Source organism: Streptomyces sp. NBRC 110028 (assembly GCF_001417735.1).
GTDB lineage: Bacteria > Actinomycetota > Actinomycetes > Streptomycetales > Streptomycetaceae > Streptomyces.
Genome location: NZ_BBUZ01000034.1, coordinates 160244 through 184962 on the forward strand (window position 1 = coordinate 160244; position 24719 = coordinate 184962).

17 protein-coding genes and 1 other RNA gene are annotated in these 24719 nt (G+C 72.7%); 9 read left to right on the forward strand and 9 right to left on the reverse strand.

The genetic code is table 11. The features are described from left to right. The first annotated feature begins 50 nt into the window (after positions 1–50). Positions 51–476, forward strand: a complete 426-nt coding sequence (locus tag ASC60_RS27310) for a DUF4267 domain-containing protein (RefSeq protein WP_055555446.1) — start codon at positions 51–53, stop codon at positions 474–476. 104 nt (positions 477–580) lie between these two features. Here the strand turns inward: ASC60_RS27310 and ssrA are convergent. The 5 genes from ssrA to ftsE all read right to left on the reverse strand — a co-directional run bounded on the left by ssrA (position 581) and on the right by ftsE (position 4490). Then, positions 581–951: a transfer-messenger RNA gene (gene ssrA, locus ASC60_RS38510) on the reverse strand. A 127-nt stretch (positions 952–1078) separates the two neighbouring features. After that, a complete protein-coding gene (smpB, locus tag ASC60_RS27315; RefSeq protein WP_055555448.1) occupies positions 1079–1564 on the reverse strand; it encodes an SsrA-binding protein SmpB in 486 nt (161 codons plus the stop codon). Positions 1565–1582: 18 nt separating this feature from the next. Then, on the reverse strand, positions 1583–2791 hold the full coding sequence (locus ASC60_RS27320) for a S41 family peptidase (protein ID WP_055555450.1): 1209 nt from the start codon (positions 2789–2791) through the stop codon (positions 1583–1585). A 68-nt stretch (positions 2792–2859) separates the two neighbouring features. Further along, positions 2860–3771, reverse strand: coding sequence for a permease-like cell division protein FtsX (ftsX, locus tag ASC60_RS27325; RefSeq protein WP_055555452.1), 912 nt, complete (start codon positions 3769–3771; stop codon positions 2860–2862). Positions 3772–3800: 29 nt separating this feature from the next. Continuing rightward, positions 3801–4490, reverse strand: coding sequence for a cell division ATP-binding protein FtsE (ftsE, locus tag ASC60_RS27330; RefSeq protein ID WP_009717451.1), 690 nt, complete (start codon positions 4488–4490; stop codon positions 3801–3803). Between the two features lie 328 nt (positions 4491–4818). Between ftsE and ASC60_RS27335 the strand changes: the two genes are divergently transcribed. Next, positions 4819–5019 (forward strand): hypothetical protein, encoded by a 201-nt coding sequence (locus tag ASC60_RS27335; RefSeq protein ID WP_055555454.1) that lies wholly within the window; start codon positions 4819–4821, stop codon positions 5017–5019. 91 nt (positions 5020–5110) lie between these two features. Here ASC60_RS27335 and ASC60_RS27340 read toward each other — a convergent pair whose 3' ends face one another. The 4 genes from ASC60_RS27340 to ASC60_RS27355 form a co-directional block, all read right to left on the reverse strand. After that, positions 5111–5800: a PT domain-containing protein gene (locus ASC60_RS27340; protein ID WP_055555456.1), complete on the reverse strand. Its 690-nt coding sequence runs from the start codon at positions 5798–5800 to the stop codon at positions 5111–5113. A 404-nt stretch (positions 5801–6204) separates the two neighbouring features. After that, a complete protein-coding gene (prfB, locus tag ASC60_RS27345; RefSeq protein ID WP_055555536.1) occupies positions 6205–7311 on the reverse strand; it encodes a peptide chain release factor 2 in 1107 nt (368 codons plus the stop codon). An 87-nt stretch (positions 7312–7398) separates the two neighbouring features. Next, positions 7399–8835: a serine/threonine-protein kinase gene (locus ASC60_RS27350; RefSeq protein WP_079038664.1), complete on the reverse strand. Its 1437-nt coding sequence runs from the start codon at positions 8833–8835 to the stop codon at positions 7399–7401. Positions 8836–9040: 205 nt separating this feature from the next. Continuing rightward, the gene (locus ASC60_RS27355) at positions 9041–10726 is read right to left on the reverse strand and encodes a serine/threonine-protein kinase (RefSeq protein ID WP_055555458.1); all 1686 of its coding nucleotides are present in this window, start codon (positions 10724–10726) and stop codon (positions 9041–9043) included. Between the two features lie 504 nt (positions 10727–11230). Between ASC60_RS27355 and ASC60_RS27360 the strand changes: the two genes are divergently transcribed. The 7 genes from ASC60_RS27360 to ASC60_RS27390 all read left to right on the forward strand — a co-directional run bounded on the left by ASC60_RS27360 (position 11231) and on the right by ASC60_RS27390 (position 24596). Further along, a complete protein-coding gene (locus ASC60_RS27360; RefSeq protein WP_055555460.1) occupies positions 11231–15376 on the forward strand; it encodes an FHA domain-containing protein in 4146 nt (1381 codons plus the stop codon). Positions 15377–15692: 316 nt separating this feature from the next. Further along, positions 15693–17060 carry an ABC transporter substrate-binding protein gene (locus tag ASC60_RS27365; RefSeq protein WP_055555462.1) on the forward strand — a complete coding sequence of 456 codons (1368 nt, stop codon included), beginning with the start codon at positions 15693–15695 and terminating at the stop codon, positions 17058–17060. Positions 17061–17083: 23 nt separating this feature from the next. Next, the gene (locus tag ASC60_RS27370) at positions 17084–18454 is read left to right on the forward strand and encodes a carbohydrate ABC transporter permease (protein ID WP_055555464.1); all 1371 of its coding nucleotides are present in this window, start codon (positions 17084–17086) and stop codon (positions 18452–18454) included. Beyond that, entirely contained in the window at positions 18451–19332 is an 882-nt protein-coding gene (locus tag ASC60_RS27375; protein WP_055555466.1) for a carbohydrate ABC transporter permease, read from the forward strand. The genes ASC60_RS27370 and ASC60_RS27375 overlap by 4 nt, the downstream gene beginning before the upstream one ends. A gap of 192 nt (positions 19333–19524) precedes the next feature. Further along, positions 19525–21432 (forward strand): stealth family protein, encoded by a 1908-nt coding sequence (locus ASC60_RS27380; RefSeq protein WP_055555468.1) that lies wholly within the window; start codon positions 19525–19527, stop codon positions 21430–21432. Then, the gene (locus tag ASC60_RS27385) at positions 21405–22415 is read left to right on the forward strand and encodes an FkbM family methyltransferase (protein WP_055555469.1); all 1011 of its coding nucleotides are present in this window, start codon (positions 21405–21407) and stop codon (positions 22413–22415) included. Before ASC60_RS27380 ends, ASC60_RS27385 begins: the two co-directional genes overlap by 28 nt. Positions 22416–22556: 141 nt before the next feature. After that, entirely contained in the window at positions 22557–24596 is a 2040-nt protein-coding gene (locus ASC60_RS27390) for a hypothetical protein (protein ID WP_055555471.1), read from the forward strand. Positions 24597–24719: the final 123 nt, after the last annotated feature.

Consider the following 24719-nt stretch of genomic DNA (forward strand, 5'->3'; position numbering starts at 1 on the left):
TGCATCACCATCTAGCAGCACTAGATTCCATGGCCGCAAGGGGAAGAACGATGTCGCTGAAGAAGATCAACACCGTCCTGGTCACCGCCTTCATCCTCTTCATCCTCTGGTTCGGGACGGAGTACATCCTGAGCCCGGAGACGACGGCGCCGGGCTTCGGCCTGCCGAGCTGGCCGTCCGGCGACGGCGGCGGTTTCCTGATCGTCAAGGGGATCCGCGACGTCGTCGCGGCCCTGGTCCTGGGCATCCTGCTGGTGACGGGCCACCGCCGGGCGCTGGGCTGGGCGCTGCTGGTGGACGCCCTCGCCGCCTACGGCGACATGACCACAGTGCTGGCCCACCACGGCTCGGTGGCCACCGCGTTCGGCGTCCACTGCCTGACCGCGACGCTGATGGTGGTCAACGGCCTGCTGATCATGCGCGAGACCCGCGAGGTCGCGGCCGCTCCGGCGGCGCCCGCCCCACAGCCCGTCTGACCCCCTCGCGCGTGCGGGCCACTGCGGGCCGCTACGGGCCACTACGGGCCGCGCAACACGACGAAGGCCCCGCCGGGTGGCGGGGCCTTCGTCGTACATGGGATGAGTGGAGATGGCGGGAATCGAACCCGCGTCCAACGGTGCAGAATCAGGGCTTCTCCGAGCGCAGTCCGCTGTGATTTTCTCGGCCCCGGAGATCACGCGGACAAGTCTCCGACGGGCTCAGTCACTGTTTGATTTCCCACTACACCCCGTGACCGGGTCTAGTGGTTTAGTTCCCTAGTCGATGCCAGGATCCGGGTCGGGAACAGCCCCGGGCTGACACTTCGCAAAGTCGCTACTTAGGCAGCGAGGGCGAAGGAATCGCGCTTGGTGTTGGCGATTATTGGTTGCGACATATGGTTTACGAGATCATTGCCGCTTCCTCGGCTCGCTTCCCCTGCTTCGACAGCCGCTGTCGAAACCGATCATCCCCATGTGCACTCTGTTCAATTAGATACTGCTTCAATCGTTGTGCCACGCCCTCGTGTGGGGGCGCACCGCCATCATAGGTGAACAACGCGCTACGGGGCCACACCATTCCCGCCGGGCGACGTCCGAGGTCAGACTCGGCCGCGTTCGCGGCGGCGGACCGCCGAGATCGCCCGGTCGGTCTCGCGGCGGTCCTGCTTCTCGCGGAGGGCCTGGCGCTTGTCGTAGTCCTTCTTGCCCTTGGCGAGCGCGACCTCGACCTTGGCGCGGCCGTCCTTGAAGTACAGGGACAGCGGCACGATGGTGTTGCCGGACTCCTGGGTCTTGGCGAGGAGCTTGTCGATCTCGGCCCGGTGCAGCAGCAGCTTGCGGCGGCGGCGTGCCGAGTGATTGGTCCACGTCCCCTGGCTGTACTCGGGGATGTGGACGTTGTGCAGCCACGCCTCGCCGTTGTCGAGCTGCGCGAAGCCGTCGGCGAGCGAGGCGCGCCCCTGGCGGAGCGACTTCACCTCGGTCCCGGTCAGCACCAGACCGCACTCGTAGGTGTCGAGGATGTGGTAGTCGTGCCGCGCCTTCTTGTTCTGCGCGATCAGTTTGCGACCCGTCTCTTTAGCCATAGCGAGGTCATTCTCGCACTAGGACCCGCCCCCGAGGCCACTCAATACCGTGCGGGCGCGTGCCTCGGCGCTCTCGTCGCCGTGGACGGTGAGATCGGGGGTGATGCCCTCGCCGTCGACGTTGCGGCCGGCGGGGGTGCGGTAGTGGCCGACGGTCAGCTCGGCGACCGAGCCGTCGGCGAGCTTGCTGGGCATCTGCACCGAACCCTTGCCGAAGGTGCGGGAGCCGACGACGATGGCGCGGCCGCGGTCCTGGAGGGCGCCGGTGAGCAGTTCGGCGGCGCTCATGGTGCCGCCGTCGACGAGGACGACCAGCGGGCTGCGGGTGTCCCCGCCGGGCCGGGCGTCCAGGACGCGCTGCTCGCCCCGTACGTCGTACGTGGCGACCAGGCCGCCGTCGAGGAAGGAGGAGGCGGTGGTGACGGCCTCGGTGACCAGGCCGCCGGAGTTGCCACGCAGGTCCAGGAGGATGCCGTGGCCCGGGGGCATGTCATCCACGGCGCGCCGCACCTCCTCGCCGGAGCCCTTGGTGAAGGAGTCGACCTTGATGCGGACGGCGCCCCGGCCGCGGTCGCCGACGCGGTCGACGGTGACCGGCTCGGTGGCCAGCCTCGCCCGGTGCAGGGTCTGCCGCCACCGGTGGCCGTCGCGCTCCAGTCCGAGGTCCACGGGGGTGCCCGCCGAACGGCCGGTGTGTCCTCGCAGCCGGGCGACGACTTCGGTGACGGGGTGGCCGGTGGCCTTCATGCCGTCGACGGTCAGCAGCCGGTCGCCGGACCGGATCCCGGCCCGGTCGGCGGGGCTGCCGGACTGGACGTGATCGACCTCGATCCGGCCGCCGGTCCCCACCCGCGCGGAGACCCCGACGCCGACGTAGGCGCCGTCGAGGTGCTGACGGAATCCCTCGTACTCACGGGCGCTGTAGACCGCGCCCCAACGGTCGCCGCTGCGGCTCACCACCTCACGGGCGGCCTGCGAACCTGACTTCCCGTCCTCCGCGGCCTCGGCGGCCGCCGCCTCGACCTGGTCGCTCTCGACGGAGCCGGCGGCGACCGGGCGGATCGGTATCCGCGCGGTCGACGAGCCCCGGTCGGCGGCTCGGGCGGGACCTTCCGCGCCCCAGGAGCCGGTGGCGGCGCCGGTGGCGAGCACGCTCACGAAGACCAATGTCAGGGCGGCCCCGTGGCGAATGCGGCGGGGATGGACGAACAAACACGGGCCCGACATGCCGGTGAGTGTAGGGCAAGCCCGGGCGCCGTACGGCGGGTTGTGAGGTACGACGCCCTGGGCGAATGTCACACCTTGAGGTACTTGCGGAGCGCGAAGAAGGCCGCGAGGGCGGGCATGAGCAGACCGATCGCCAGCACCAGCGGCAACTTGGCCAGCACCGCGTCCCAGCCGATGAAGTTGATCACGTCGATCTTGCCCGCGAGCCAGTTGTCGACCAGGAAGTACTGGCCGCCGACGAGGAGTACGCAGGAGAAGCCCGCTCCCAGCAGCCCCGCGATGGCGGCCTCCATGATGAACGGCATCTGGATGTAGAAGCTGGACGCGCCGACGAGCCGCATGATCCCGGTCTCCCGGCGACGGCTGAACGCCGACACCCGCACCGTGTTCACGATCAGCATCAACGCCACCACCAGCATCAGCGTCATCACGCCGAGGGCCGCGTACTTCATGCCGTTGAGCAAATTGAACAGATCGTCGACCAGGGCCTTTTGGTCCTGGACCTCCTGCACCCCGGGCCGGGCGGCGAAGGCGGTGGAGATGACGTCGTACCGCGTCGGGTCCTTCAGCTTGATGCGGAAGGACTCCTGCATCTGGTCCGGCGTCAGCGAATCGGCCAGCGGCGAATCGCCGAACTGCTCCTTGTAGTGCTTGTACGCCTGCTCACTGGTCTCGAACTGAACCGACTCGACGATGTTCATCTGGTTCAGTTCGGAGCGGATCTCCTTTTTCTGGACGTCGGTGGCCGCGCCTTTCGCGCAGTTGGCCGAGGACTCCTTGTCGTTCTTGTTGCAGAGGAAGATCGAGACGTTGACCTTGTCGTACCAATAGCCCTTCATCGTGCTCACCTGCTCGCTCATCAGCAGGGACCCGCCGAACAGGGCGAGCGAGAGGGCCACGGAGACGATCACCGCGAAGGTCATCGTGAGATTGCGGCGGAGACCGACGCCGATCTCCGACAGGACGAACTGGGCGCGCATGGCGTCCTTTCAGGTGCTGGTGGCCGTGATCAGTGCTGGTAGCCGTAGACGCCGCGGGACTGGTCGCGGACAAGACGGCCCTTCTCAAGCTCGATCACGCGCTTGCGCATCTGGTCCACGATCTGCTGGTCGTGCGTCGCCATGACGACCGTGGTGCCGGTCCGGTTGATCCGGTCCAGCAGCTTCATGATCCCGACGGAGGTCTGCGGGTCCAGGTTGCCCGTCGGCTCGTCCGCGATCAGCAGCATCGGACGGTTCACGAACGCGCGCGCGATGGCCACGCGCTGCTGCTCACCGCCGGACAGCTCGCCGGGCATCCGGTCGTCCTTGCCGCCCAGGCCCACCAGGTCGAGCACCTCGGGCACCGTCTTGCGGATCGCGCCACGGGGCTTGCCGATCACCTCCAGCGCGAAGGCGACGTTCTCCCCGACCGTCTTGTTGGGGAGCAGCCGGAAGTCCTGGAACACCGTGCCCAGCTGGCGGCGCATCTGCGGCACCTTCCAGTTGGACAGCCGCGCGAGATCCTTGCCCAGCACATGGACCGCGCCGTGGCTCGCCCGCTCCTCGCGGAGCAGCAGCCGGAGAAAGGTGGACTTTCCCGACCCGGAAGAGCCCACCAGGAAGACGAACTCGCCCTTCTCGATCTCGAGCGAGACATCCCGGAGTGCGGGACGGGTCTGCTTGGGGTAAGTCTTGGATACGTTGTCGAATCGGATCACTGATGCACCACGGTCGACCTGGGTAGCGGTACGGGCTGCAGCCGGAGCGGCTCCCGTCGGTGAGCGTGACCATACGCGAACCGCGCGCGGGCGCGCAGCGCCCATCCGGCTTGGTGCGTTTATTCACGGCACTATTGGGGGCAAACGGTTGACAAACTGGCCGTCGGACTGTCCGAAACGGCCACAGAACCGGTACGGACGCGGCACGGAATCGTGCGGGGCGCGCCGAACCGGGCGGAAGCTGGCACAGTGGAAGGGGAACCAACCCATTTCCCCGAGCGTTGGCCCCATATCTACTGCGGCACCGCCGCGCGGGAGGAGAAAGCGCATGACGTACGACAGGCTCGTCTGCGCCAACTGCGCGAGCCCGGTCAGCGAGGGCCGCTGCCCGGTCTGCCGGGCCAGCAGGGAGCGCCTGCAGCAGCAGGAGGGCCCGTTCGCCGGGCTGACCCCGGCCGCGCTGATAGCGCTCCTGGTGGCGCTGATCGCGGTGGCCGTGCTCGCTCACGAGATGGCTGCGGCGGCGTAACGCCGCGTAACCGGTAGGTACCGGCCATAGACGCCCGAGGGGCCCGGAGCGCTGCAGCGCTCCGGGCCCCTCGTCGTGCGTATGGCGTGAATCAGGCCACGTTGTTGTTGCGGTTCGCGAGACGCGGCATGACCCGGAAGCCGATGCCACCCGCGATCATCGTCGCGGCACCGATCAGCAGGAAGGTGGTCTCGGAGGAGGCACCGGTCTCGGCCAGCTCCTCCTTGGCCTTGCCCTGCTCGACCGGCTTGGAGCCGACGCTGTCGGTGTCCGTGTTGTCGTCGCAGTTGGTGGAGTCCAGGTCCACGGTGCAGGTGGTGTCGCCGGCGGGGACGCCGCCGCCCTTGCTGGGCGAGGCGCTGGGCTGGCCGGACGGTCCGTCCGTCGGCTCGCCGGTCGGCTGGGCCGTCGGCCCGTCCGTCGGCTCGTCGGTGGGCTCGTCCGTCGGCTGACCCGTCGGCTCGTCGGTGGGCTCGTCCGTCGGGAGCGTCGGCAGCCCGGTGGGCAGGCCCGTCGGCTCATCGGTCGGCTCGTCGGTGGGCTCGTCGGTCGGCTGACCCGTGGGAATCTCGGTCGGCTCATCGGTGGGGTCGTCGGGGTTCTTGACGCCGACACCGACGTCCAGGCCCTTCTCGTCCGCCTTGACCGAGGCGTCGACGCCACCGATCCCGACGTCGATCCCCACGGCCGATGCGGCGCCGGCGGCGGTCAGCGACGCACCGGCGGCGATCACCGCGGCGGCCGCTATGCGCGCGACACGCAGCCGCGTCTTCTTCGTCATCTGCCTGCTACCCCCAGTAGCTGTACTCGTAATGGAGAGCAGCTATGCACGGGGCCACGGCCGTCAGGGGGAGAAGTCCCGGGCTCTGCCTGCTCAGGCGATCCACCGGTCCCCGTTCACACGCGCCCCAGTCATACGCATGCCGCGCGTCAGCCTTCCCAGTTTTCATGACACCGTCAAGCGTCTTTGGGAGCGAGATGTCCGCTATGAAGGTGCTTGCGTGACGCATGGGTACAGGACTGTGACCAAAAAAGGTCCCTGCGCGACCACTTGGGGATCGGGAAGACCGTCGCCAGGGGCAGCTGAGGGGTCCTTAGCTGCCCTGCTCGCGCTGCTCGCGCCAGCGGATTCCGGCCTCCAGGCTGCGCTTGTCGTTCCTCTCGCAGGGGATCCGCACGGTCGAGTTACTTCTCCTGCTTCTTTCGCCAGCGGATCCCCGCTTCGAGGAAACCGTCCAGCTCGCCGTCGAGCACCGCCTGCGGGTTGCCGACCTCGAACTCGGTGCGCAGGTCCTTGACCATCTGGTACGGGTGCAGGACGTACGAACGCATCTGGTTGCCCCAGGAATTGCCGCCGTCGCCCTTGAGCGCGTCCATCTTGGCCTGCTCCTCCTGGCGGCGGCGCTCGAGCAGCTTCGCCTGGAGGACGTTCATCGCGGTCGCCCGGTTCTGGATCTGCGAGCGCTCGTTCTGACAGGAGACCACGATGCCGGTCGGGATGTGGGTCAGCCGCACCGCGGAGTCGGTGGTGTTGACGCCCTGCCCGCCGGGGCCCGACGAACGGTAGACGTCGACCCGCAGCTCGGACTCGTCGATCTCGATGTGGTCGGTCTGCTCGACCACCGGCAGCACCTCGACGCCCGCGAAGGACGTCTGGCGGCGGCCCTGGTTGTCGAACGGCGAGATGCGCACCAGGCGGTGGGTGCCCTGCTCGACGGAGAGCGTGCCGTAGGCGTACGGCGTCTGCACGGCGAAGGTGGTCGACTTGATGCCGGCCTCCTCCGCGTACGAGGTCTCGTAGATCTCCGTCTTGTAGCCGTGCCGCTCGGCCCAGCGCAGATACATCCGCTGCAGCTGCTCGGCGAAGTCGGCGGCGTCGACGCCGCCCGCCTCGGCGCGGATGTTGACGAGAGCCTCACGGGAGTCGTACTCGCCGGACAGGAGGGTACGCACCTCCATCTCGTCGACGGCCTTGCGCACGGCCTCCAGCTCGGCCTCGGCCTCGGCCTGCGCGTCCTCGTCGCCCTCGTCGGAGGCCAGCTCGAACAGCACCTCGAGGTCGTCGATCCGGCCGCGCAGCTCCTCGGCCCGGCGCAGATGGCCCTGGAGGTAGGAGAGCTTGCTGGTGACCTTCTGCGCGCTCTCCGGGTCGTCCCACAGGGACGGGGCCGCCGCCTGCTCCTCGAGCACGGCGATGTCGGCCCGCATCTTGTCGAGGTCCAGGACGGCCTCGATCGACCCCATGGTCGAGGAGAGGGACTTCAGCTCTTCGGATACATCGACGACTGCCACGTGCACCAGCCTAACCGCTATAGAAGGATCTCCGGCCCGTCGGTCCCTCGCCGGGACAGCGGGCCCTCATGGGAGGACCGGCGGCCCTCATGGGGCACCGGAACCCTGCCCTGACTCCTGCCCCGAACCCTGTCCGCCACCCTGTCCTGCGCCCTGTCCGGAGTCCTGCGAGGACGAGTGTTCGCCGCCCTTGGGCGCATCGCCGCCGTCCCCGCCGCCCGCGACCAGCCACCCGCCGATGCCCAGGACGACCAGCGCCGCCACCGTGGCCGCGGCGACCTTGAGCCGACGGCGGCGCAGCGCCCCCGAGACCGCGGGATGGCGCGCCGAGCCCGCCCGGCGCTGACCGTGAACGCGGGGCGCGCGCGCGGTGCCGTGCGCGCCGCCCGCCAGCTCGTCCGCGCTGGGCACGCGCATGCTGGTGTGCGTATCGCGGCTGCTGTCCGGCACCGCGCCCGGGACCAGCGGGACCGCGCCGCGCCGCCGCCGCTGCGGCCCGCCCTGGCCGTACCCCTGCCCGGCCCCCTGGTCGTAGCCCTGGCCCTGGCCCGGTCCGGCGGCGGGCCGGTGCCCGCCCTCCGGGTGGGCGCCCTCGTCCTCCCGCCGCTCCTCGGACTCGTCCGGCTCGTCGATGTCCAGCGGCGGGTACCCGGCCAGGCCGGGCAGGATCTCGCGCAGCCGCGCGGCCAGCTCGGAGGCGCGCAGCCGGGAGGCGGGCGCCTTGGCGAGGCACTGGAGCAGCAGCTGCCACAGCTCGTCGGGGATACCGGGCAGCGGGGCGACGGTCTCCGTCACATGGCGGCGCAGGATCGCGCCGGGGTGGCCGCCGCCGAACGGGGTGAAGCCCGCCAGCAGCTCGTACAACACCGTGGCCAGGGCGTACACATCCACGCTGGCGCGCGGCGGCAGCCCCTCGATGATCTCCGGCGCGAGGTAGTCGGGGGTGCCGATGACGCTGCGCGGGTTGGGCGAGCGGCCCTGCGACTGCTGCTGGCCGCGGGGCGGGCGGCCGCCGCGGGACCGGCCCGGTTCGTCGACCAGGCGCGCGATGCCGAAGTCGGTCAGCAGGGCGGGGTGGGAGCGGCCGGGGCCGAGCGGTCCCTGCATGTCCAGCAGGACGTTCTCCGGTTTGACGTCCCGGTGCACGATCCCGGCGGCGTGCGCCGCGGCCAGCCCGTCGGCGACGTCCGCGGAGATCGCGACCGCGGCCTCCGGGGACAGCCGCCGCTCGCGGTCGAGCCGGGTGCGCAGATCCGTACCGCGGATCAGGTCCATGACGAGGGCCAGGTCGTTGCCGTCCACCACGAGATCACGCACGCCGACCACCCGTGGGTGGTCGAGGCTGAGCAGCGCGGTGCGCTCCTGTACGAAACGGCCCACGAGCTCCTCGTCGGAGGCGAGATCCTCGCGCAGGAGCTTGATGGCGACCGGGCCCTCGGGACCGTCGCCCAGCCACACCGTGCCGGCGCTGCCGCGGCCCAGGACCTGGTGCGCGGTGTACCGGCTGCCGATCTTCCGTGACAAGACTGCTCCGAATCCTCCGACAGGGGGCACGTTGGCGACAAAGCTACGCGGCTACTGGCGCGTTGGGGGCACCAGACAGCGCCAACTGTCACTTCTGAGCGGAAAACACCCCTTGGATATCGACAAATCACCTGACTCGGCGCATCGGTCGGGGTGTTGAGGGCGCTCCGGTGTGCTCGTGGTGCGCGGCGGATTCAGCCGTGGGTCAGCTCGGGCCGCCCAGGCTGGAGATCCAGTCCTTGACCTCGGTGACCCAGGACGAGACCGCGTCCCAGTAGCCCTTGCCCTCGGCGACCCAGTCCTTGAGCGGGGTCAGCTCCCAGATCAGCCAGGAACCCACGACCAGGATCAGGATCACGAACAGGCAGCCCTTGAGGCAGCCGAGCCCGGGGATCTTCATCCGGTTGGGGTTGGACCCCCGCTGCCGGGGCTCGCGGCGCTCCGGCTCCGGCGGCGGCGCGTAACGCTGCGGCTGCGGCTGCTGGGGGTGGTGCGGGGCCGGGGCGTACTGCTGCGGCTGCTGCTGTTGCTGACGGCGCTGCTGCCGACGCGACGGCTGCGGCTGCGGGGGCTGCTGCGGCTGCTGGTACGGCTGCTGTTGCTGCTGGTACTGCTGTTGCTGATAGCCCTGCTGCTGATACCCCTGCGGCGGCTGCGGCGGTCCGGGGCGACGCTGGGGGCGGCGGCGCAGCGGGTCCTCGCTCGGGTCGAGGTACTGGACCTGCGTCTGCTCGTTGCGGTCGCGGGCCGCGGCCATCTGGTTCTGCCAGGGGTGCGGATCGTCCTGGCCGGGGGCGCCGCCGGGCGGCACGGGCGGCATGGCCCGGGTGGGGTCGGCGCCCGGGCCCGTGGTGGGGAGCACGTTGGTGGCCGCGGCCGGGTCGTACGAGGGCTGGTTGCCCGGCGCGTTCGTCGGCAGGACCTGGGTCGCGTCGCCCGCGTCCGCGGGGGCGGTGTCCGGGACCGGGGCCGGCGCCGGGTCCGGCGCGAGCAGCGCGGCGACGCCGAGGGCGGCCTCCGCCTGCGCGGCCGAGGCGTGCACGCCGACACCGGCGGCGACCACGCGCAGACCCCGGGCCAGGCTCTCGGCGCTGGGGCGCTCGTCCGGGTTCTTGCGCAGACAGCGCTCTATGACCGTCCACAGCGGCTCGGGCACGGTCGTGGGGCGGCGCGGCTCCTCGCTCAGGTGCCGGTGCAGCACCTCCAGCGCGGTGTTCCCCGCGAACGGCGGACGGCCGGTGGCCAGCTCGTACAGCATGATGCCCGCGCCGTAGATGTCCACCGCGGACGTCTGCGGACGGCCCTCGGCGGACTCCGGCGCCACGTAGGCGGGGGTGCCCACGAACTCCTGGGTCCGGGTCAGCCCGGGCGAGTCGGCGAGCCGCGCGATGCCGAAGTCGGTCAGCATCGGGTGCATCTCCTCGCCCTCGCCGGTGCCCGCGAGGAGCACGTTGGCGGGCTTGAGGTCGCGGTGCACGATGCCGTCGGCGTGGCTGGCGGCGAGCGCGTCGGCGACCTGCGCCATGAGGAGGGACGCGGCGACGGGGGTGAACGGGCCGTTCGCGCGCAGATAGTTGTGGAGATCCGGACCGTCGATCAGGTCCATCACGAGGGCGAGCAGATCGCCCTCGACGACGAGATCGCGGGTGCGGACGATGTTGGGGTGGGTGAGACGGAGCAGCACGGAACGCTCGCGGAGAAAGCGCATGACGATGTCCGCGTCGTTCGCCAGCTCCTCCTTGAGGACCTTGATGGCGACCGTCTCGCCGGGCTGCCCGGCCACGGCCGCCTCGGCGCCCGCCGTCTCCCGCTGGCTGGCCCGCCAGACGGTGCCCGTGGCTCCGCGTCCGAGCGGCTCCTCGAGCAGGTACTTGCTGCCTACCGGCCGCACGTCATGCGCTCCCTGGTCGTGGTCGTATCGCTTGCATCGCTTGCTGCGTCGCTTGTACTGACTGCCGTGCTCGTCCGCCCACTGTAATGGGGACGGACAAGGTGCCGTACCGATCACCGCGGGACCCGACCGGGCGCGCGACCGGGCCCCCGGGGAAGACGCGTGATCCGGAGGGACGGTTGCCCGCTCCTCGCTCCCCGGCACGGCGGAGCCGTCCTCGGCCGGGCGGCGCTCGCACGGCACTCACGCAGCGGATCCGGTCGCAATCAGCCAGTTTCGGCCGACTAGCCGACCAATCAAGATCATGTGGCGCCAGGCGGCGGGCGAAGTGTCAGCGGCAGGTGCGAGGATGCACGCAGCACGGAAGCGCCGAGCGGCGGGGGACTCACGCTCCGTGACCCGTACGACCCCGTACGGACCTGTACGTGCCGAAGCGCCTGGGGGCGAGGCGGCGGGGTTGGCACCCCCGCCCGGCCCCCCGGACAGAAGGGACCGTTGACGGCGATGCAGATTCGGCTGACCGTCCTCGGGCCGCGCAGCGCCCATCCGGGCCGTTCCGGCCATCCTGCGCCCGCGCCGCCGCCGCACGCCCTCGCGGGCGCGGTGGACGTGCTCGTGACCGCTCCCGTCGGCACCGCCCTCGCCTCCGTGACGAGCGGCCTCGCCGCCGCCGTCGCCGCGGCCGGGCACGACGCCGGGGGCGGCACCGGCGCGGTCGTGGTCTACGCGGGCTCGGAGCGGCTCGACCCACAGCGCTGCGCGCTCGGCGAGCCGCCGCTGGTGGACGGCGCGGTGCTCTCCCTCCACACCCCGGCCGACCCCGATCACTACCCCGGCTACCCGGGCTACCCCGGGCTGCCCGAGGCGGCCGTGTCCGACGCCACGGTCCACCTGGACGTGATCGCCGGGCCCGACGCGGGCGGCGTCCACCTGCTGCACGGCGGCCAGGTCCGCATCGGCCGCTCCGCCGAGGCCGACGTCCCCCTGGACGACCCCGACGTCTCCCGGCTGCACTGCGCCGTGACAGTCACCGAGGACGGCCGGGTGACCATCGCCGACCTCGGCTCGACGAACGGCACCGCCGCCGACGGCGCCCCCGTCGGCCGCGACCCCGTACCGCTCGCGCCGGGCGCGCTGCTCCGGATCGGGGAGTCCGCGCTGCGGCTGCGCGCCCCCGCCGCCGCGCCGTCGTCCCCGGTCCGCCTCCCGGTCCACCCGGACGGCGAGGGCCATCTGCGGGTCGCCCCCCGCACGGACGGTGTGGCCCACGCCCAGGGCCCCTGGACCGGCGCCCCGGCGCCCCGCCACCCCGGCCGGGGCTGGGCCCCGGCCGGCCAGTGGGACGCCACGACCCACGCGGGCCCCCAGGGCGTCACCCCCCACCCCGGAGCCCCCACCACCCACGGCACGGGCACCTCGCCCGGCGCCCCGCCCGCGGACACGGGGCGGCCTGCCGAGCGTCCGGCAGCCCCGGGCCACCCCGCCGCCCAGGCCCCCTGGGCCGAAGGCCCGGCGCGCGGCGGCGCGCCGTACGGTGCCGCTGCCGCCACCGGGCCGCGCGGCGCCGCCGGGCGGCCAGGCGCGGGCGGCGACGCACCGCATGGCGGCCCGGCGGGCAGCGGAGGCCCCGGACAGCCAGGCGCGGCGGGCAACGCCCCCTACGGCGCACGGTCCGCAGCCCCCGCGCACGACGCGCAGGAGCCATGGGACCCCCGTACGGGCGGTGGCAGGCACCCCGCGAGCCCCGGCCCCCGCCCCGGGGGCCCGGCGGGCGGCGGCGCGCCGTACGACGACCAGGCCCACCCCGGACCGCGCGGCGCGACCGGCCGACGCCCGGCCGACGACCGCGGCACCACGGGACAGCCGGGCGCGGGTGAAGCCGCGTCCTACGGCACCCCCGGCGGACCGCACGGCGCGCAGGAACCCTGGCCGGACGACAGCCGCACCGGCCAGGGCAGGCATCCCGCGAGCCCGGGCCCCCGGGCCGGAGGCGGCGCGCCGTACGACGACCAGGCCGCCACCGGACCGCGCGGCGCGGTCGGCGGGCCCCCGGCCGACGCGCGCGGGCTTCCCGGACAGCGCGGCAGCGGCGGGGGTTCCGGCGGCCCGCGAGAACCCTGGCCGGGCGGTGCGGATCGCCAAGGTGCGGCCGGCGGCTCCGGGCGCGGCGGCCAGGAGCCCTGGGCCCCGGGCCCCACAGCAGGCGGCGCGCCGCACGGCGCAGCCGACCGGCGTCCCGGGGGCCGGGGGCGGGGGACGCCGTTGCGGGGGACCACCGTGCCGCAGGGGCTCGGCGAGGCGGGGGCGTACGCGTACGACGCGCCCGGGGCGCAGGTCCGGCGGCGTGGGATAGGGGCCTGGGTGCGGCAGCTGACCGGGGGCCGGGGCGCCGACGAGCGCGGCGCGGACGAGGCGGTGAGCGCCGAGGACGCGGCGGCGCGGGCGGCCGAGGAGGCCGCCGCGCTGCACCGGCGGTGGCCGGACCCCGCCGCGGTGCTGATGACGGCGCTGGGGCCGGGGCCGCGGCTGTGGGAGCGCGGGCCGGGCCACCCGGACGCGCTCACCGTGCGGCTCGGCTCCGCCGACCGGCTCTCGGGCGCGGGCGGGCTGCTGCCCGCGGCGCCCGTGACCGTCGATCTGCGGCAGGCGGGTTCGCTGGGGCTGGCGGGGCCGCGCGGGCGGCTGGCCGGGCTCGCCCGGTCCGTCGTGGCGCAGCTCGCGGCGCTGCACCCGCCGGGCACGCTGGAGATCGTGCTGCTCAGCACCGAGGACCGGCCCGCCGAGTGGTCCTGGCTGGGCTGGCTGCCGCAGCTCCAGCCGTTGCGCGGGCAGGACTGCCGGTTGCTGCTGGCGTACGACGCGGAGCAGGTGACGGCCCGTGCGGCGGAGCTGACGCGGCGGCTGAACGACGCCGCCGGGAGCCCGGCCGGGCCGTACACGGTGGTGATCGTGGACGGCGATCCGGGCCCGCCCGCGCTGCGCGAGACGCTCGGGCGGCTGGCGGTGGGCGGTCCGGGGGCCGGGATCCATCTGCTGTGTCTGGCCGAGGCCCCGGCCGCGTCGCCCGCCTCACCGCTGTCGATGAGCTACGAGACGGCGTGCGCGGCCTCCGCGGCGTTCACGTCGTGCGAGGTGGCGGCGCTGCTGAGCGGTGATGTGGCCACCGGGCTGCAGATCGTGCGCCGGGATGCCGCCACCGGCGGCGCGGGCGTCCCCATGTGGGTGGCCGGGGCCACCACGGCAGCCACCGTGGACGCGGTGTCGGGGGCGTGGGCCGAGCGGTTCGCGCGGGCGCTCGCGCCCCTGCGCCCGGCCGCTTCCGGCCACGGCGACGAGGGCGGTCCGGGGCGGCAGGTGTCGGCTCCGCTGCCCGACTCGGCCCGGCTGCTGGACGAGTTGGGGCTGGCCCGGGCCACCCCCGCCTCGCTGATGGCCCGTTGGGCGGCCGCCGCGGACGAGGTTCCGGCGGGCGGGCGGGCGCTCGCGGTGCTGGGCGCCGGGCCGCGCGGGCCGGTGACCGTCGACCTGGCCGCCGACGGCCCGCATCTGCTGATCGACGGCGGGGCGGGCACCGGCAAGACGGAGCTGCTGCGGTCGCTGGCCGCCTCGCTCGCGGCCGCCGAGCGCCCCGACCGGCTGGAGCTGGTGCTCCTCGACGGCGCGGGGGCGAGCGACGGCGCGGAGCGCGGCGAGGGGCTGCGGATGTGCACCGACCTGCCGCATGTGTCGACGTATCTGGCGGCCTCCGACCCGGTGCGGATGCGGGAGTTCGCGCAGGCGCTCAGCTCGGAGCTGAAGCGTCGGGCCGAGCTGCTGGGCCGACTGGACTTCGTCGCCTGGCACGGTCGGCTCCGGGAGGGCACGGGCGTGAGCGCGGCGGGCGGCGCTTCCCCGCGGGTGATCGCGCCCCGCTCCCCCGGTGACGTCGACGCGCCGCCCAGTACGACGCTGAGGCTGCGCCCCCAGCGCGGCCGCCACGACCAGCCCGACCAGCCCGACCGGTCCGGCCGCCCCGACCGTCCCGGCCCGGGTGGGCAGCACGACCCCGAAGCGCGCACCGCGGAAGCTCCGCGCCCCTTCCCCCGCCTCGTCGTCCTCGTCGACGACTTCGACGCGCTGGTGGCACCGGCCCTCGGCAGCCCGGGCCGCCCGGCGGCCGGTTCGGTCGTCCGCGCGCTGGAGGCGATCGCCCGCGACGGCGCCCACCTCGGCGTCCACCTGGTGGCGGCGTCCGGCCGCCCGGACCGTACGGCGGACACGGCGGCGGTCGAGCGGGCCGGGCTGCGGATCGTCCTGGAGCCCCGCCCGCTGGGTCCCGCCTCGTCCGAGCGGCCGGAGGCGGAGACCCACACGTCCGACGCGTCCGGTGAGCCCGGCGGGGAGCACGCCCCCGGCCGCGGCCGTCTGCTGCGCCCGGAGGACGCCGCGACGACCCCGTTCCAGGCGGGCCGGGTCACCGGGCGGATACCGCGCACCGCGACCCAGCGGCCGACGGTCGTCACCCTGGAGTGGGAGCGGATGGGTGATCCCCCGGCCCGCCGCCCGCTGCGGGAACTGGGCAACGGGCCGACCGATCTGGCGCTGCTCGCCAGCGCGCTCCAGCGCGCCGCGCAGTCGGCCGACGCGCCGACCGCGCCCGCGCTGATCTGAGCGACGGACTCCCGGCCGGAGGGGCGGGCCGCACCGCGGCCCGTCACCCCTCGGCGTCCCCCGATCAATTGACGCCTTAACCGATCCCAGACCCCAGATCCCAGACCCCAGATCACCGATCCCGGACCCCAGATCCCAGACCCGGATCACCGATCTGCCCGTTCCGCTCCCTCTTTGTGATTCGGCGTTCATCACGGCCCGGTCACGACCGTGAGTGAACGCCGAAAACAGTATTGCCACGTTGGGTGACCGGGCGTAGGACTGTCGCACGGGACACGACCGCGCGCGCGGCGGTCGGCATCGGAGGGAAACGGGGATGCAGAAATCGCTTCGCAGGAAGCGGAGGAAGCGAGCGGCACGAGCCGCGCTGGCCGCGGCGTCGGCGGGAGCGCTCATGCTCACCGCCGCGGGCTGCGGCGGCGACGACGGGGACACGGTCAGCGGCGGCCCGCCGCCGGTCACCGTGAAGCTGCCTCAGCTGAAGGGCCAGAAGCTCCAGGTCACCGCGGTCTGGACGGGGACGGAGCAAGAGAACTTCACCAAGGTGCTGAAGGAGTTCGAGAAGCGCACCGGCGCCAAGGTCTCCTTCGTGCCCAGTGGTGACGACATGGCGGGCTTCGTCGGCTCGAAGGTCGCGGGCGGTTCGCCGCCGGACGTGGCGATGGTCGGCCAGGTCGGGGTGATGCGCGAATTCGCGCAGAAGGGCTGGGCGAAACCGCTCGACGCCGCCGCCAAGGCGGAGGTGAACAAGAACTTCGCCAAGGGCTGGCAGGATCTCGGCTCGTACGACGGCAAGCAGTACGGGGTGTATTTCAAGGCCAGCAACAAGTCCCTGCTCTGGTACAACACCTCGGCCTTCGACTACGCGGGCGCGAAGGTGCCGAAGACCTGGAACGAATTCCTGGCCCAGGCCCAGCTGATCTCGGATTCCGGCACCGACGCGGTCGCGGTCGGCGGCCAGGACGGCTGGACGCTGACCGACTGGTTCGAGAACGTCTATCTCTCCCAGGCGGGACCGGAGAAGTACGACCAGCTCGCCCGGCACAAAATCAAATGGACCGACCCATCGGTCAAGAAGGCCCTCGAAACGCTCGCCCAGCTGTGGGGCGCGAAGGGTCTGGTCGCGGGCGGCCGCGGCGGCGCGCTGCAGACCGCGTTCCCGGATTCGGTCACCAAGGCCTTCGGCAACGCCGCCGAGCCCGAGGCGGGCATGGTCTTCGAGGCCGACTTCGTCGCCGCCAACGTCCAGGACGCGGGCGCGGAACTCGGCGGGGACGCCAAGGTGTTCCCGTTCCCGGCGGTGGGCGCCAAGCCACCGGTGGTGACCGGCGGCGACGTGGGCGTGGCGCTGAAGAACAGCAAGGCCGCGCAGGCGCTGCTGACGTTCCTGGCCTCGCCCGACGCCGCGACCATCTGGGCCCGTTCCGGCGGCTTCATCTCGGCGAACAGAAACGTCAAATTCAGCGCCTATCCCAATGACCCGATGCGTGACATCGCCAAGGCGCTCATCGCGGCGGGCAATGACTTCCGGTTCGACATGTCCGACCAGGCCCCGGCCTCCTTCGGCGGAAAGCCCGCCCAGGGCGAGTGGAAAGCGCTCCAGGACTTCCTCAAGAACCCGAGGAACGTCGAAGGAATCCAGCGCCAGTTGGAAGCCGATGCCGCCAAGGCGTACAAGAACTGACGACTCGACCGGGAGATCCACATATGTCGACCGCGACAGCGGGCGGCGCGGCCACACCTGGCCGGGCATCGTCCGCCCCACCGGCCACTCCGCACGTCGCCAAGAAGAAGAGCGTTCTGGGCACCCGGCCCTGGCTGGCGGCGGTGTTCCTGCTGCCCGCGCTGGTGCTGCTCGGCGCGCTCGTCGTCTATCCGATCGGCTACTCCGTCTACCGCAGCTTCTTCGACGCGAGTGGCAACGGCTTCGTCGGCCTGGACAACTACACGGAGATGTTCTCCGACGACGCGACCAAGACGGCGATCAAGAACAACATCATCTGGCTGATCCTGGCCCCCACCATCTCCACCGCGCTCGGCCTGATCTTCGCCGTGCTCACCGAGCGGGTGCGCTGGGCCACCGCGTTCAAGTTGATCGTCTTCATGCCGATGGCGATCTCCATGCTGGCCGCGGGCATCATCTTCCGGCTGGTGTACGACCAGGATCCGGACAAGGGCGTCGCCAACGCCATGTGGGTGAGCGTGCATGACTCGTTCAGTGCCTCGTCGCCCTTCCCCGGCGCCCATCCGCGCCCGGCCGCCGGGCTGACGGAGTCCGCGGGCGGCTCCTTCACCACCCAGGACACGGTCCGCGCCGGGTCCCCCGCCTCGATTCCGCTGGTCGCCGCCAAGCGCGACGACATCAGCGGCGCGCAGGACGCCAAGGCCGCGCGGCCCGAGGCCGGGAAGATCACCGGCACCGTCTGGTTCGACTTCACCAAGGGCGGTCTGGGCAAGGAAGGCGCGATCGACAAGGGCGAGAAGGCGATGGCCGACCTCAAGATCGAGGCGGTCAAGGACGGCAAGGTCGTCGCCAAGACGACGTCGGCCGCGGACGGTACGTACACCCTCCCCGCCAAGGCCGAGGGCGCCCAGCTGCGGCTGCCCGCCTGGAACTTCTCCGCGCCGTACAACGGCATCGACTGGCTCGGCCCGTCCCTCGTCACCCCCGCCATCATCGGTTCGTACGTCTGGATCTGGGCGGGCTTCGCCATGGTGCTCATCGCGGCGGGGCTCGCGGGCGTACCGCGTGAGCTGATGGAGGCCGCGCGGATGGACGGCGCCAACGAGTGGCAGGTCTTCCGGCGGGTCACCGTGCCGCTGCTGGCGCCGGTGCTCTCGGTCGTCGTCGTCACGCTGATGATCAACGTGATGAAGATCTTCGACCTGGTCTACATCATCGCGCCGGGCCCCTCGCAGGACGACGCCAACGTCCTCGCGCTCCAGCTCTTCCAGTCGTCCTTCGGGACCGACGTCAACCAGGGCCTCGGCAGCGCGATCGCCGTCCTGCTGCTGTTGCTGGTGCTGCCCGTCATGTTCGTCAACATCCGCCGGATCCGAAGGGAGAGCCGCCGATGACCAGCGCGGACACGGTCGTACAGACGAAGCGGTCCCCGATCGCGCGGATCGCGGAACGGGCCGGGGGCGGGGTGGTGCAGGTCGCCCTCGTCCTCATCGGGCTCTTCTGGCTGATGCCGACGGCAGGGCTGCTGCTGTCCTCCCTGCGCGACCCCTCGCAGGTGGACATCTCGGGGTGGTGGAAGGTCTTCACCGACCCGTCGCAGCTGACCTTCGACTCGTACGACAAGCTGCTCGGCAACCAGCAGATCACCGATTCGCTGTGGACCACGCTCGCCATCACCATCCCGGCGACCCTCCTGGTGGTCGTCTTCGGCGCGCTGGCCGGCTACGCCTTCGCCTGGATGGACTTCCCCGGCCGCGACTGGTGGTTCCTGATCGTCGTCAGCCTGCTGGTCGTCCCGATCCAGGTCGCCCTGGTCCCGGTCGCCAAGCTGTTCGGGGAGATCGGCATCTTCCAGACCACGACCGGCGTCGTGCTCTTCCACACCGCCTTCGGGCTGCCCTTCGCGATCTTCCTGCTGCGGAACTTCTTCGCCGAGATCCCCAGGGAGCTGCTGGAGGCGGCCCGCCTGGACGGCGCGGGCGAGCTGCGGCTGTTCTTCCGGGTCGTCATGCCGCTGGGGGCCCCGGCGATCGCCTCGCTGGGCATCTTCCAGTTCCTGTGGGTCTGGAACGACATGCTGATCGCCCTGATCTTCGCCGACAGCGGCAATCCGCCGATCACGGTCGCGCTGCAGCAGCAGGTCCGGCAGTTCGGGAACAACATCGACATCCTGGGCCCGGGCGCGTTCGTCTCGATGATCATCCCGCTGGCGGTCTTCTTCGCCTTCCAGCGCCAGTTCGTGCAGGGCGTGATGGCGGGCGCGGTGAAGTAGCCCCACCCGACCTGTGGCCCGGCGACCCGGCGGTCGCCGGGCCACCGTCGTCTCCGGGCGGCCGGCGGGGCGCTGGGCCGAACGGGGGCACTTTGGGCGGCGGCCCGCCATGCCGCCGCCCCATCCGGGCGGCGTTCAGATGATGGTGTGAGGAACCACCCGTCCCGCGCCGCCCGCCCCAGGACTCGCACGATGCCCCTCACCGCACCGCCCGCCGCCCCCCGCCACCCATGGCTCGCCGATCCGCCCCTGGTCCGCGGCTACCGGCGTACGGTCCCGCTGCGGATCCGCCGCGCGATCATCGCCCTGACCGGCGCCGACGTGCGCCGCGCGGCCCTGCACGGGCTGGGGCGGCTGTCCCTCGCCTCCGGCGCGCTACGGCTGCGCTGGGCCCGGCGGCGGCTGGGCCGGCTGGTCCGTACCGGGCTGCTGTCGGCACCGGACCGCATGGTGATCGCCGACGACCGCGGCACCCGGATCGCGACCGTCGTCCCCGCCCCCACCCCGCTGTTCGCGCGCGCCGAGAACCTGCGGCTGGTGTGCGAGGCGCTGGACCGGGCGCGGCTCGACCACTTCGTCGTCCGCTGCTACAGCAACGTCGCCTCCGCCGTGGGCGTACGCGCGGACCAGCGGGCCGAGGTGGTCGCCGCGCTCGGCGCGCTGTGCGCGAGGGAGGCCGGCTACGTCTCGCCGCCCCCGGGCCGCAAGGGCGCGGCGGGGGCGCTGCGCCTCGGCGCCACGGCCCGGGCCTGGCGGCCGCTGGCCGGCGCGCCCGTCGTCCGCTTCACCCGCTTCCACACCACCCCGCGCGGGGACCTCGTCCTGGGCTCCTCGCACGGCTGCGACATCGAGTTCTGGGAGCGCGCCCCGGCGGACGCCCCGGGAACCCCGGGAACCCCCGAGCCGGCCGGCCGTACAGCCACCGGCGGCGCGCCCCTCCTCCATGCCCCCCGCCCCAACCGCACCACCGCCTCCGTACCGCTCGTGGGCGACGCCGTACGCGCCCCGGACCAGCGGTTCACCCGGCTCGCCCCGGCCGAGGGCTGGTCCCCGGGCCCCCTGGTCCGTACGCGCCCCGAGTTCACCACCCGGCTGCCGGACGAGGTCCGCTTCCCCATCGACGTCGTCTACACCTGGGTCGACGGTTCGGATCCGGAGTGGCAGCGGCGGCGCGCCGCCGTAACGGGCGAAGGCGGTGGCTACCACGAGGAGGCCGCCAACGCCGCCCGCTACGCCAACCGCGACGAGCTGCGCTACTCCCTGCGCTCGCTGCACCTGTACGCCCCCTGGGTGCGCCACATCTACATCGTGACGGACCGCCAGGTGCCGCCCTGGCTTGCGCTGGACCAGCCCGGCATCACCGTCGTCGACCACGAGGAGATCTTCGACGACCTCAGCGTGCTGCCCACGTTCAACTCGCACGCCATCGAGACCCGGCTGCACCACATCACGGGCCTCGCCGAGCACTTCCTCTACTTCAACGACGACGTCTTCCTCGGCTCGCCCGTCACCCCGCAGGACTTCTTCCTCGCCAACGGCGTCACCAAGTTCTTCCCCTCCCGCGCCCTCATCCCGCTGGCCCCCGCCGACCACCTGGACGTCCCCGTATCGGCGGCGGGCAAGAACAACCGCAGGCTGCTGGAGGGCCGGTTCGGCGCGACCGTCACCCAGAAGATGAAGCACACCCCGCACGCCGTGCGCACCAGCGTCCTCGCCGAGATCGAGCGGGAGTTCCCCGACCCGATCCGCGCCACCATGGCCAGCCGGGTGCGTTCCGCCTCGGACGTCTCCCTGCCGTCCTCGCTCCACCACTACTACGCGTTCCTCACCGGCCGCGCGATCCCGGCCCAGCTGCGGTACGACTACGTCGACCTGGCCCGGCCCGGCATCCACTCCCGGCTGGCGAGACTGCTGCGCTCGCGCCACTGCCAAGCGTTCTGCCTCAACGACACGGTCTCCTCCGAACACGACCTGGCCGGTCAGCTGGCCCTGCTCCGTCCCTTCCTCGACGCCTACTTCCCCGTTCCCAGCCCGCTGGAGCGGGCCGTCACCCGACAGGAGCCGCGGCAGCCATGCCCCTCGCCATCACCCTCCCGCTGAACCCGGACGTCCTGGCCTCCAGCGGTCCGTACCCCCGCGCCCTCAATGTGCTCAGCCGCAAACAGACCGCCGTCCAGCGGCAGTTGCGCCGCTCCGGCCTCGCGGGCTACGAACCCACCACCCAGGCCACCCTGCTGGCCCTGGCCGGACAGGCACCGGCGGGCAGCGCGGTGTACGACATCGGGGCGCACATCGGGCTGTACTCGGCCCTGATCGACGCGATCTACGGGCGCGGCGGCCCGCACACCATCGCCTTCGAACCCACCCCGCAGACCGCCGCCCTCTGCCGCCGCATCCGCCACTGCAACGCCCTGGACTACGAGGTGCAGCAGACCGCGCTCTCCCACGAACCCGGCACCGCGGAGCTGTACTTCTCCCACAAGTCGGAGTCCTCGAACTCCCTCAACCCGGCCCACCGCAAGCACACCGAATCGGTGACCGTCCCGGTCACGACGGTGGACGCCTTCACCGAGGACCGCGGCCTCACCCCCCACCTCATCAAGATCGACGTCGAGACCTACGAGGCGGCCGTCCTCACCGGCGCCCTCGCCACCATCCGCCGCCACCGCCCCTGGATCATCTGCGAACTCCTCCCCGGCGCCGACCACGACACCCTCCGCACCGCCCTGACCCCCCTCACCGCCATGGACTACGGCCTGCACCCGATCACCCCGGAGTCCCCCTGGCAGCGCTACGACGAGACCACCTACCGGCAGGCGGTCAGCCCCCAGTCCCGCGACTGGCTCCTGGCCCCCCGCCCCCTCGTCCCCGCCTTCCACCGCGCCGTACGCCGCTGGCTGATCGCGATCCTGGCCTGCGACGAGACGACGAACCTGCTCACCCCCGACAAGGCGTCCTTCCCCTACGCCTGGAACGCCCCCTACCGCTCCCGCGCCCTCCGGCCCACCCTGACCCGCCTCACCACCGCCGCGACCCTCGCCCGCCGCGCCTTCCCCCGGCCCGTCACCACGACGGTGCGCTGAGCGGCCCCGGCCCGACCGCCTCCCGGGGGTCCCCGTGGACTGCCGGCGTCCGAGCCATTCGGAGGTCGACAAAAGGCGCAAATATGGCCATTCGCCTAGGGTGCAGTCAGTACGACGCAGCCTCCGCGAAGGGCACGTGCCATGGATCGCCTCGGTGTCCGGAATCCCCGCGGTCTCGCGGCGTTCGCCGTGGTGGCCGGGGGGATGGTGACGATGGCGGGGGCCGGTGTCAGCGGGGCCGGCGGGGTGTTCGTGGGGGCCGGGGCGGTGGGGGTCGGGGGCGATCTGGCACTGCAGCGCTGCGCGCCGGGGCTGATGGGGCGGCTGGGCCGGCTGCATGTCGGGGAGACACTGCGCTTCGAGTTGCGGTGTGTGCTGCTGCTCCTGCTGCTCGGGCGGATACATGTCACCGGCCCCGTAGGGCTGGCGTCGGCGATGGCGCTGGTGCTGTGTCTGCTGGGCGGCCAGGCGCTGCACGCCGCGATATGCACGCTGATCCGCCGTCGGCGGCGGCTCGCGGTCGCGGCGCGCCACATCGATCTGCGCCGGCTGGGCATCAGCGACCGGCCGCCTCGGCGGCTGACCGAATGGCCGGGCCTGCGGATGCTGGCGTACGAGGTGTCGGCGCTGGCCGGGCTGGGGGCGACGCTGGTCACCGGGGACGCCCGCTGGGTGGTGGCGGGGCTGACCCTGGCGGCCGGGGGGTGCCTGGTGACGGTGCTGGCGCTGCTGCCGTACCTCGTGCGGTCGCTCCGGCTGCCGGGCCCGGCGCGGGTGCTGGCCGAGGTGAACGCCTGGCTGGGGCGGCACCGGCCCGAGACGGTGCTGTACTTCTCCGGGCCTCGGGAGTCCGCCTACCAGGTCGGCATGTGGCTGGAGACGCTGGCCGCGCTGCGCGCCCCGGCGCTGGTGATCCTGCGGGAGCGGCATCTGCTGGAGGAGCTGGCGCCGACCGCGCTGCCGGTGCTGTGCGTACCGGAGGCGACGCATCTGCGGCGGCTGGACCTCGGCAGCGTGCGGGTCGCGCTCTATCCGGCGAACGTCGGCGAGAACATCCACCTGCTGCGCGTCCCCACCATGCAGCACGTCTTCCTGGGCGACGGCGACACGACCGCCGGAGTCGATCCGTACAGCAAGGTCTACGACCAGGTGTGGGTCGCGGGCCGGGCCGGGCGGCAGCGGTACGCGGAGGCGGCGGTCGGCGTCGAGGACGCGGACGTCGTGGAGGTGGGGCGGCCGCAGCTGGACGGCGTACGGGTCCGGGAGGACGACGACCGCGCCCCGGCGGCGATACCCACGGTGCTGCTCACGGCCGGGGACGAGTCGCTCGTACGGCGGCTGCTGGAGAACGAGCCGCCGGTGCGGGTCCTCTACCGGCCGCCCCCCGCCGCCCGCGGCCGCCGGTCCGCGCACCGGCGGACGCGAGCGGCGATCAGCGCGGCGAACGAGCGGCGGGCCGGGCGGGAGGCGGACGAGCCCGAGGAGGCGCGGGCGCTGCGCGCCGAGGCCGCCCGCTGCCGCACCGAGCTGACGCGCCGTATCGCCGCGCTCCAGGCGCGGCTGCGCCGGGCACACGCCGACGAGGCGATGCTCACCCGCGACAGCGCCGCACCCGATCCGGCGCCGCCCGAGGAGGCCAGGGAGCTGGGCGAGCAGTGGCACCGGGCCCACTGGGCGGCCTCACCGCCCTGGTCGCACCAGATCATCGAAGCGGACACCGCGAACGCCCCCGCCCTGCACTCCTGCTTCGACCAGGCCGATCTGCTGATCGGTGACCCCTCCGGCGTGGTCTCGGACTTCATCGCCACGCTCAAGCCGTACGCCCTCGTCGATACGGCGGGGCTCGGCGCGCAGGAGTTCCGGCGGCGGCACACCGTGGCCCGCGCCGCCTATCTGCTGGGCCCGGAGGACGCCGGGGTGGACGACCTCCTGCGGCTGCTCTTCGACCCCGCCGGGGACACGTTGCGCGCCGCCCGCCACGAGCTGAGGGCGTATCTGCTCGGCCCCGGCACCCCGCCGTCCGTCCAGCGCTTCGACGAGGCGGTCGCCACGCTCGCCGCGAAGGGCGAGGCGCTCAACCGACTGCGCGAACTCCAGCCGATCCGCGAGGGAGCACCCGATGAGCATCAGCCGGCCGCACCGTGTTCACGCGCTCCCTCCGCGCCGCCGCCCGCGAAGTGAACCGGGTCCGGTGCGTCCTACGTCGAACGGGGGCGCCCCGGACGCCGGTCCGTCACCCACCGGCCGCACGTCCCACACCCGTCCCTCACCCCCGGCCCCGACCATGAGCAGCCCCCACCGAGA

What these genes read in the sequence shown, in the direction of transcription:
- ASC60_RS27335 (WP_055555454.1), top strand. Translation starts at nt 4,819, where the DNA reads ATGACGTACGACAGGCTCGTCTGCGCCAACTGCGCGAGCCCGGTCAGC.
- ASC60_RS27380 (WP_055555468.1), top strand. Translation starts at nt 19,525, where the DNA reads ATGCCCCTCACCGCACCGCCCGCCGCCCCCCGCCACCCATGGCTCGCC.
- ASC60_RS27370 (WP_055555464.1), top strand. Translation starts at nt 17,084, where the DNA reads ATGTCGACCGCGACAGCGGGCGGCGCGGCCACACCTGGCCGGGCATCG.
- ASC60_RS27375 (WP_055555466.1), top strand. Translation starts at nt 18,451, where the DNA reads ATGACCAGCGCGGACACGGTCGTACAGACGAAGCGGTCCCCGATCGCG.
- ASC60_RS27385 (WP_055555469.1), top strand. Translation starts at nt 21,405, where the DNA reads ATGCCCCTCGCCATCACCCTCCCGCTGAACCCGGACGTCCTGGCCTCC.
- ASC60_RS27360 (WP_055555460.1), top strand. Translation starts at nt 11,231, where the DNA reads ATGCAGATTCGGCTGACCGTCCTCGGGCCGCGCAGCGCCCATCCGGGC.
- ASC60_RS27310 (WP_055555446.1), top strand. Translation starts at nt 51, where the DNA reads ATGTCGCTGAAGAAGATCAACACCGTCCTGGTCACCGCCTTCATCCTC.
- smpB (WP_055555448.1), bottom strand. Translation starts at nt 1,564, where the DNA reads ATGGCTAAAGAGACGGGTCGCAAACTGATCGCGCAGAACAAGAAGGCG.
- ASC60_RS27390 (WP_055555471.1), top strand. Translation starts at nt 22,557, where the DNA reads ATGGATCGCCTCGGTGTCCGGAATCCCCGCGGTCTCGCGGCGTTCGCC.
- ASC60_RS27340 (WP_055555456.1), bottom strand. Translation starts at nt 5,800, where the DNA reads ATGACGAAGAAGACGCGGCTGCGTGTCGCGCGCATAGCGGCCGCCGCG.
- ASC60_RS27365 (WP_055555462.1), top strand. Translation starts at nt 15,693, where the DNA reads ATGCAGAAATCGCTTCGCAGGAAGCGGAGGAAGCGAGCGGCACGAGCC.
- ftsX (WP_055555452.1), bottom strand. Translation starts at nt 3,771, where the DNA reads ATGCGCGCCCAGTTCGTCCTGTCGGAGATCGGCGTCGGTCTCCGCCGC.
- ASC60_RS27320 (WP_055555450.1), bottom strand. Translation starts at nt 2,791, where the DNA reads ATGTCGGGCCCGTGTTTGTTCGTCCATCCCCGCCGCATTCGCCACGGG.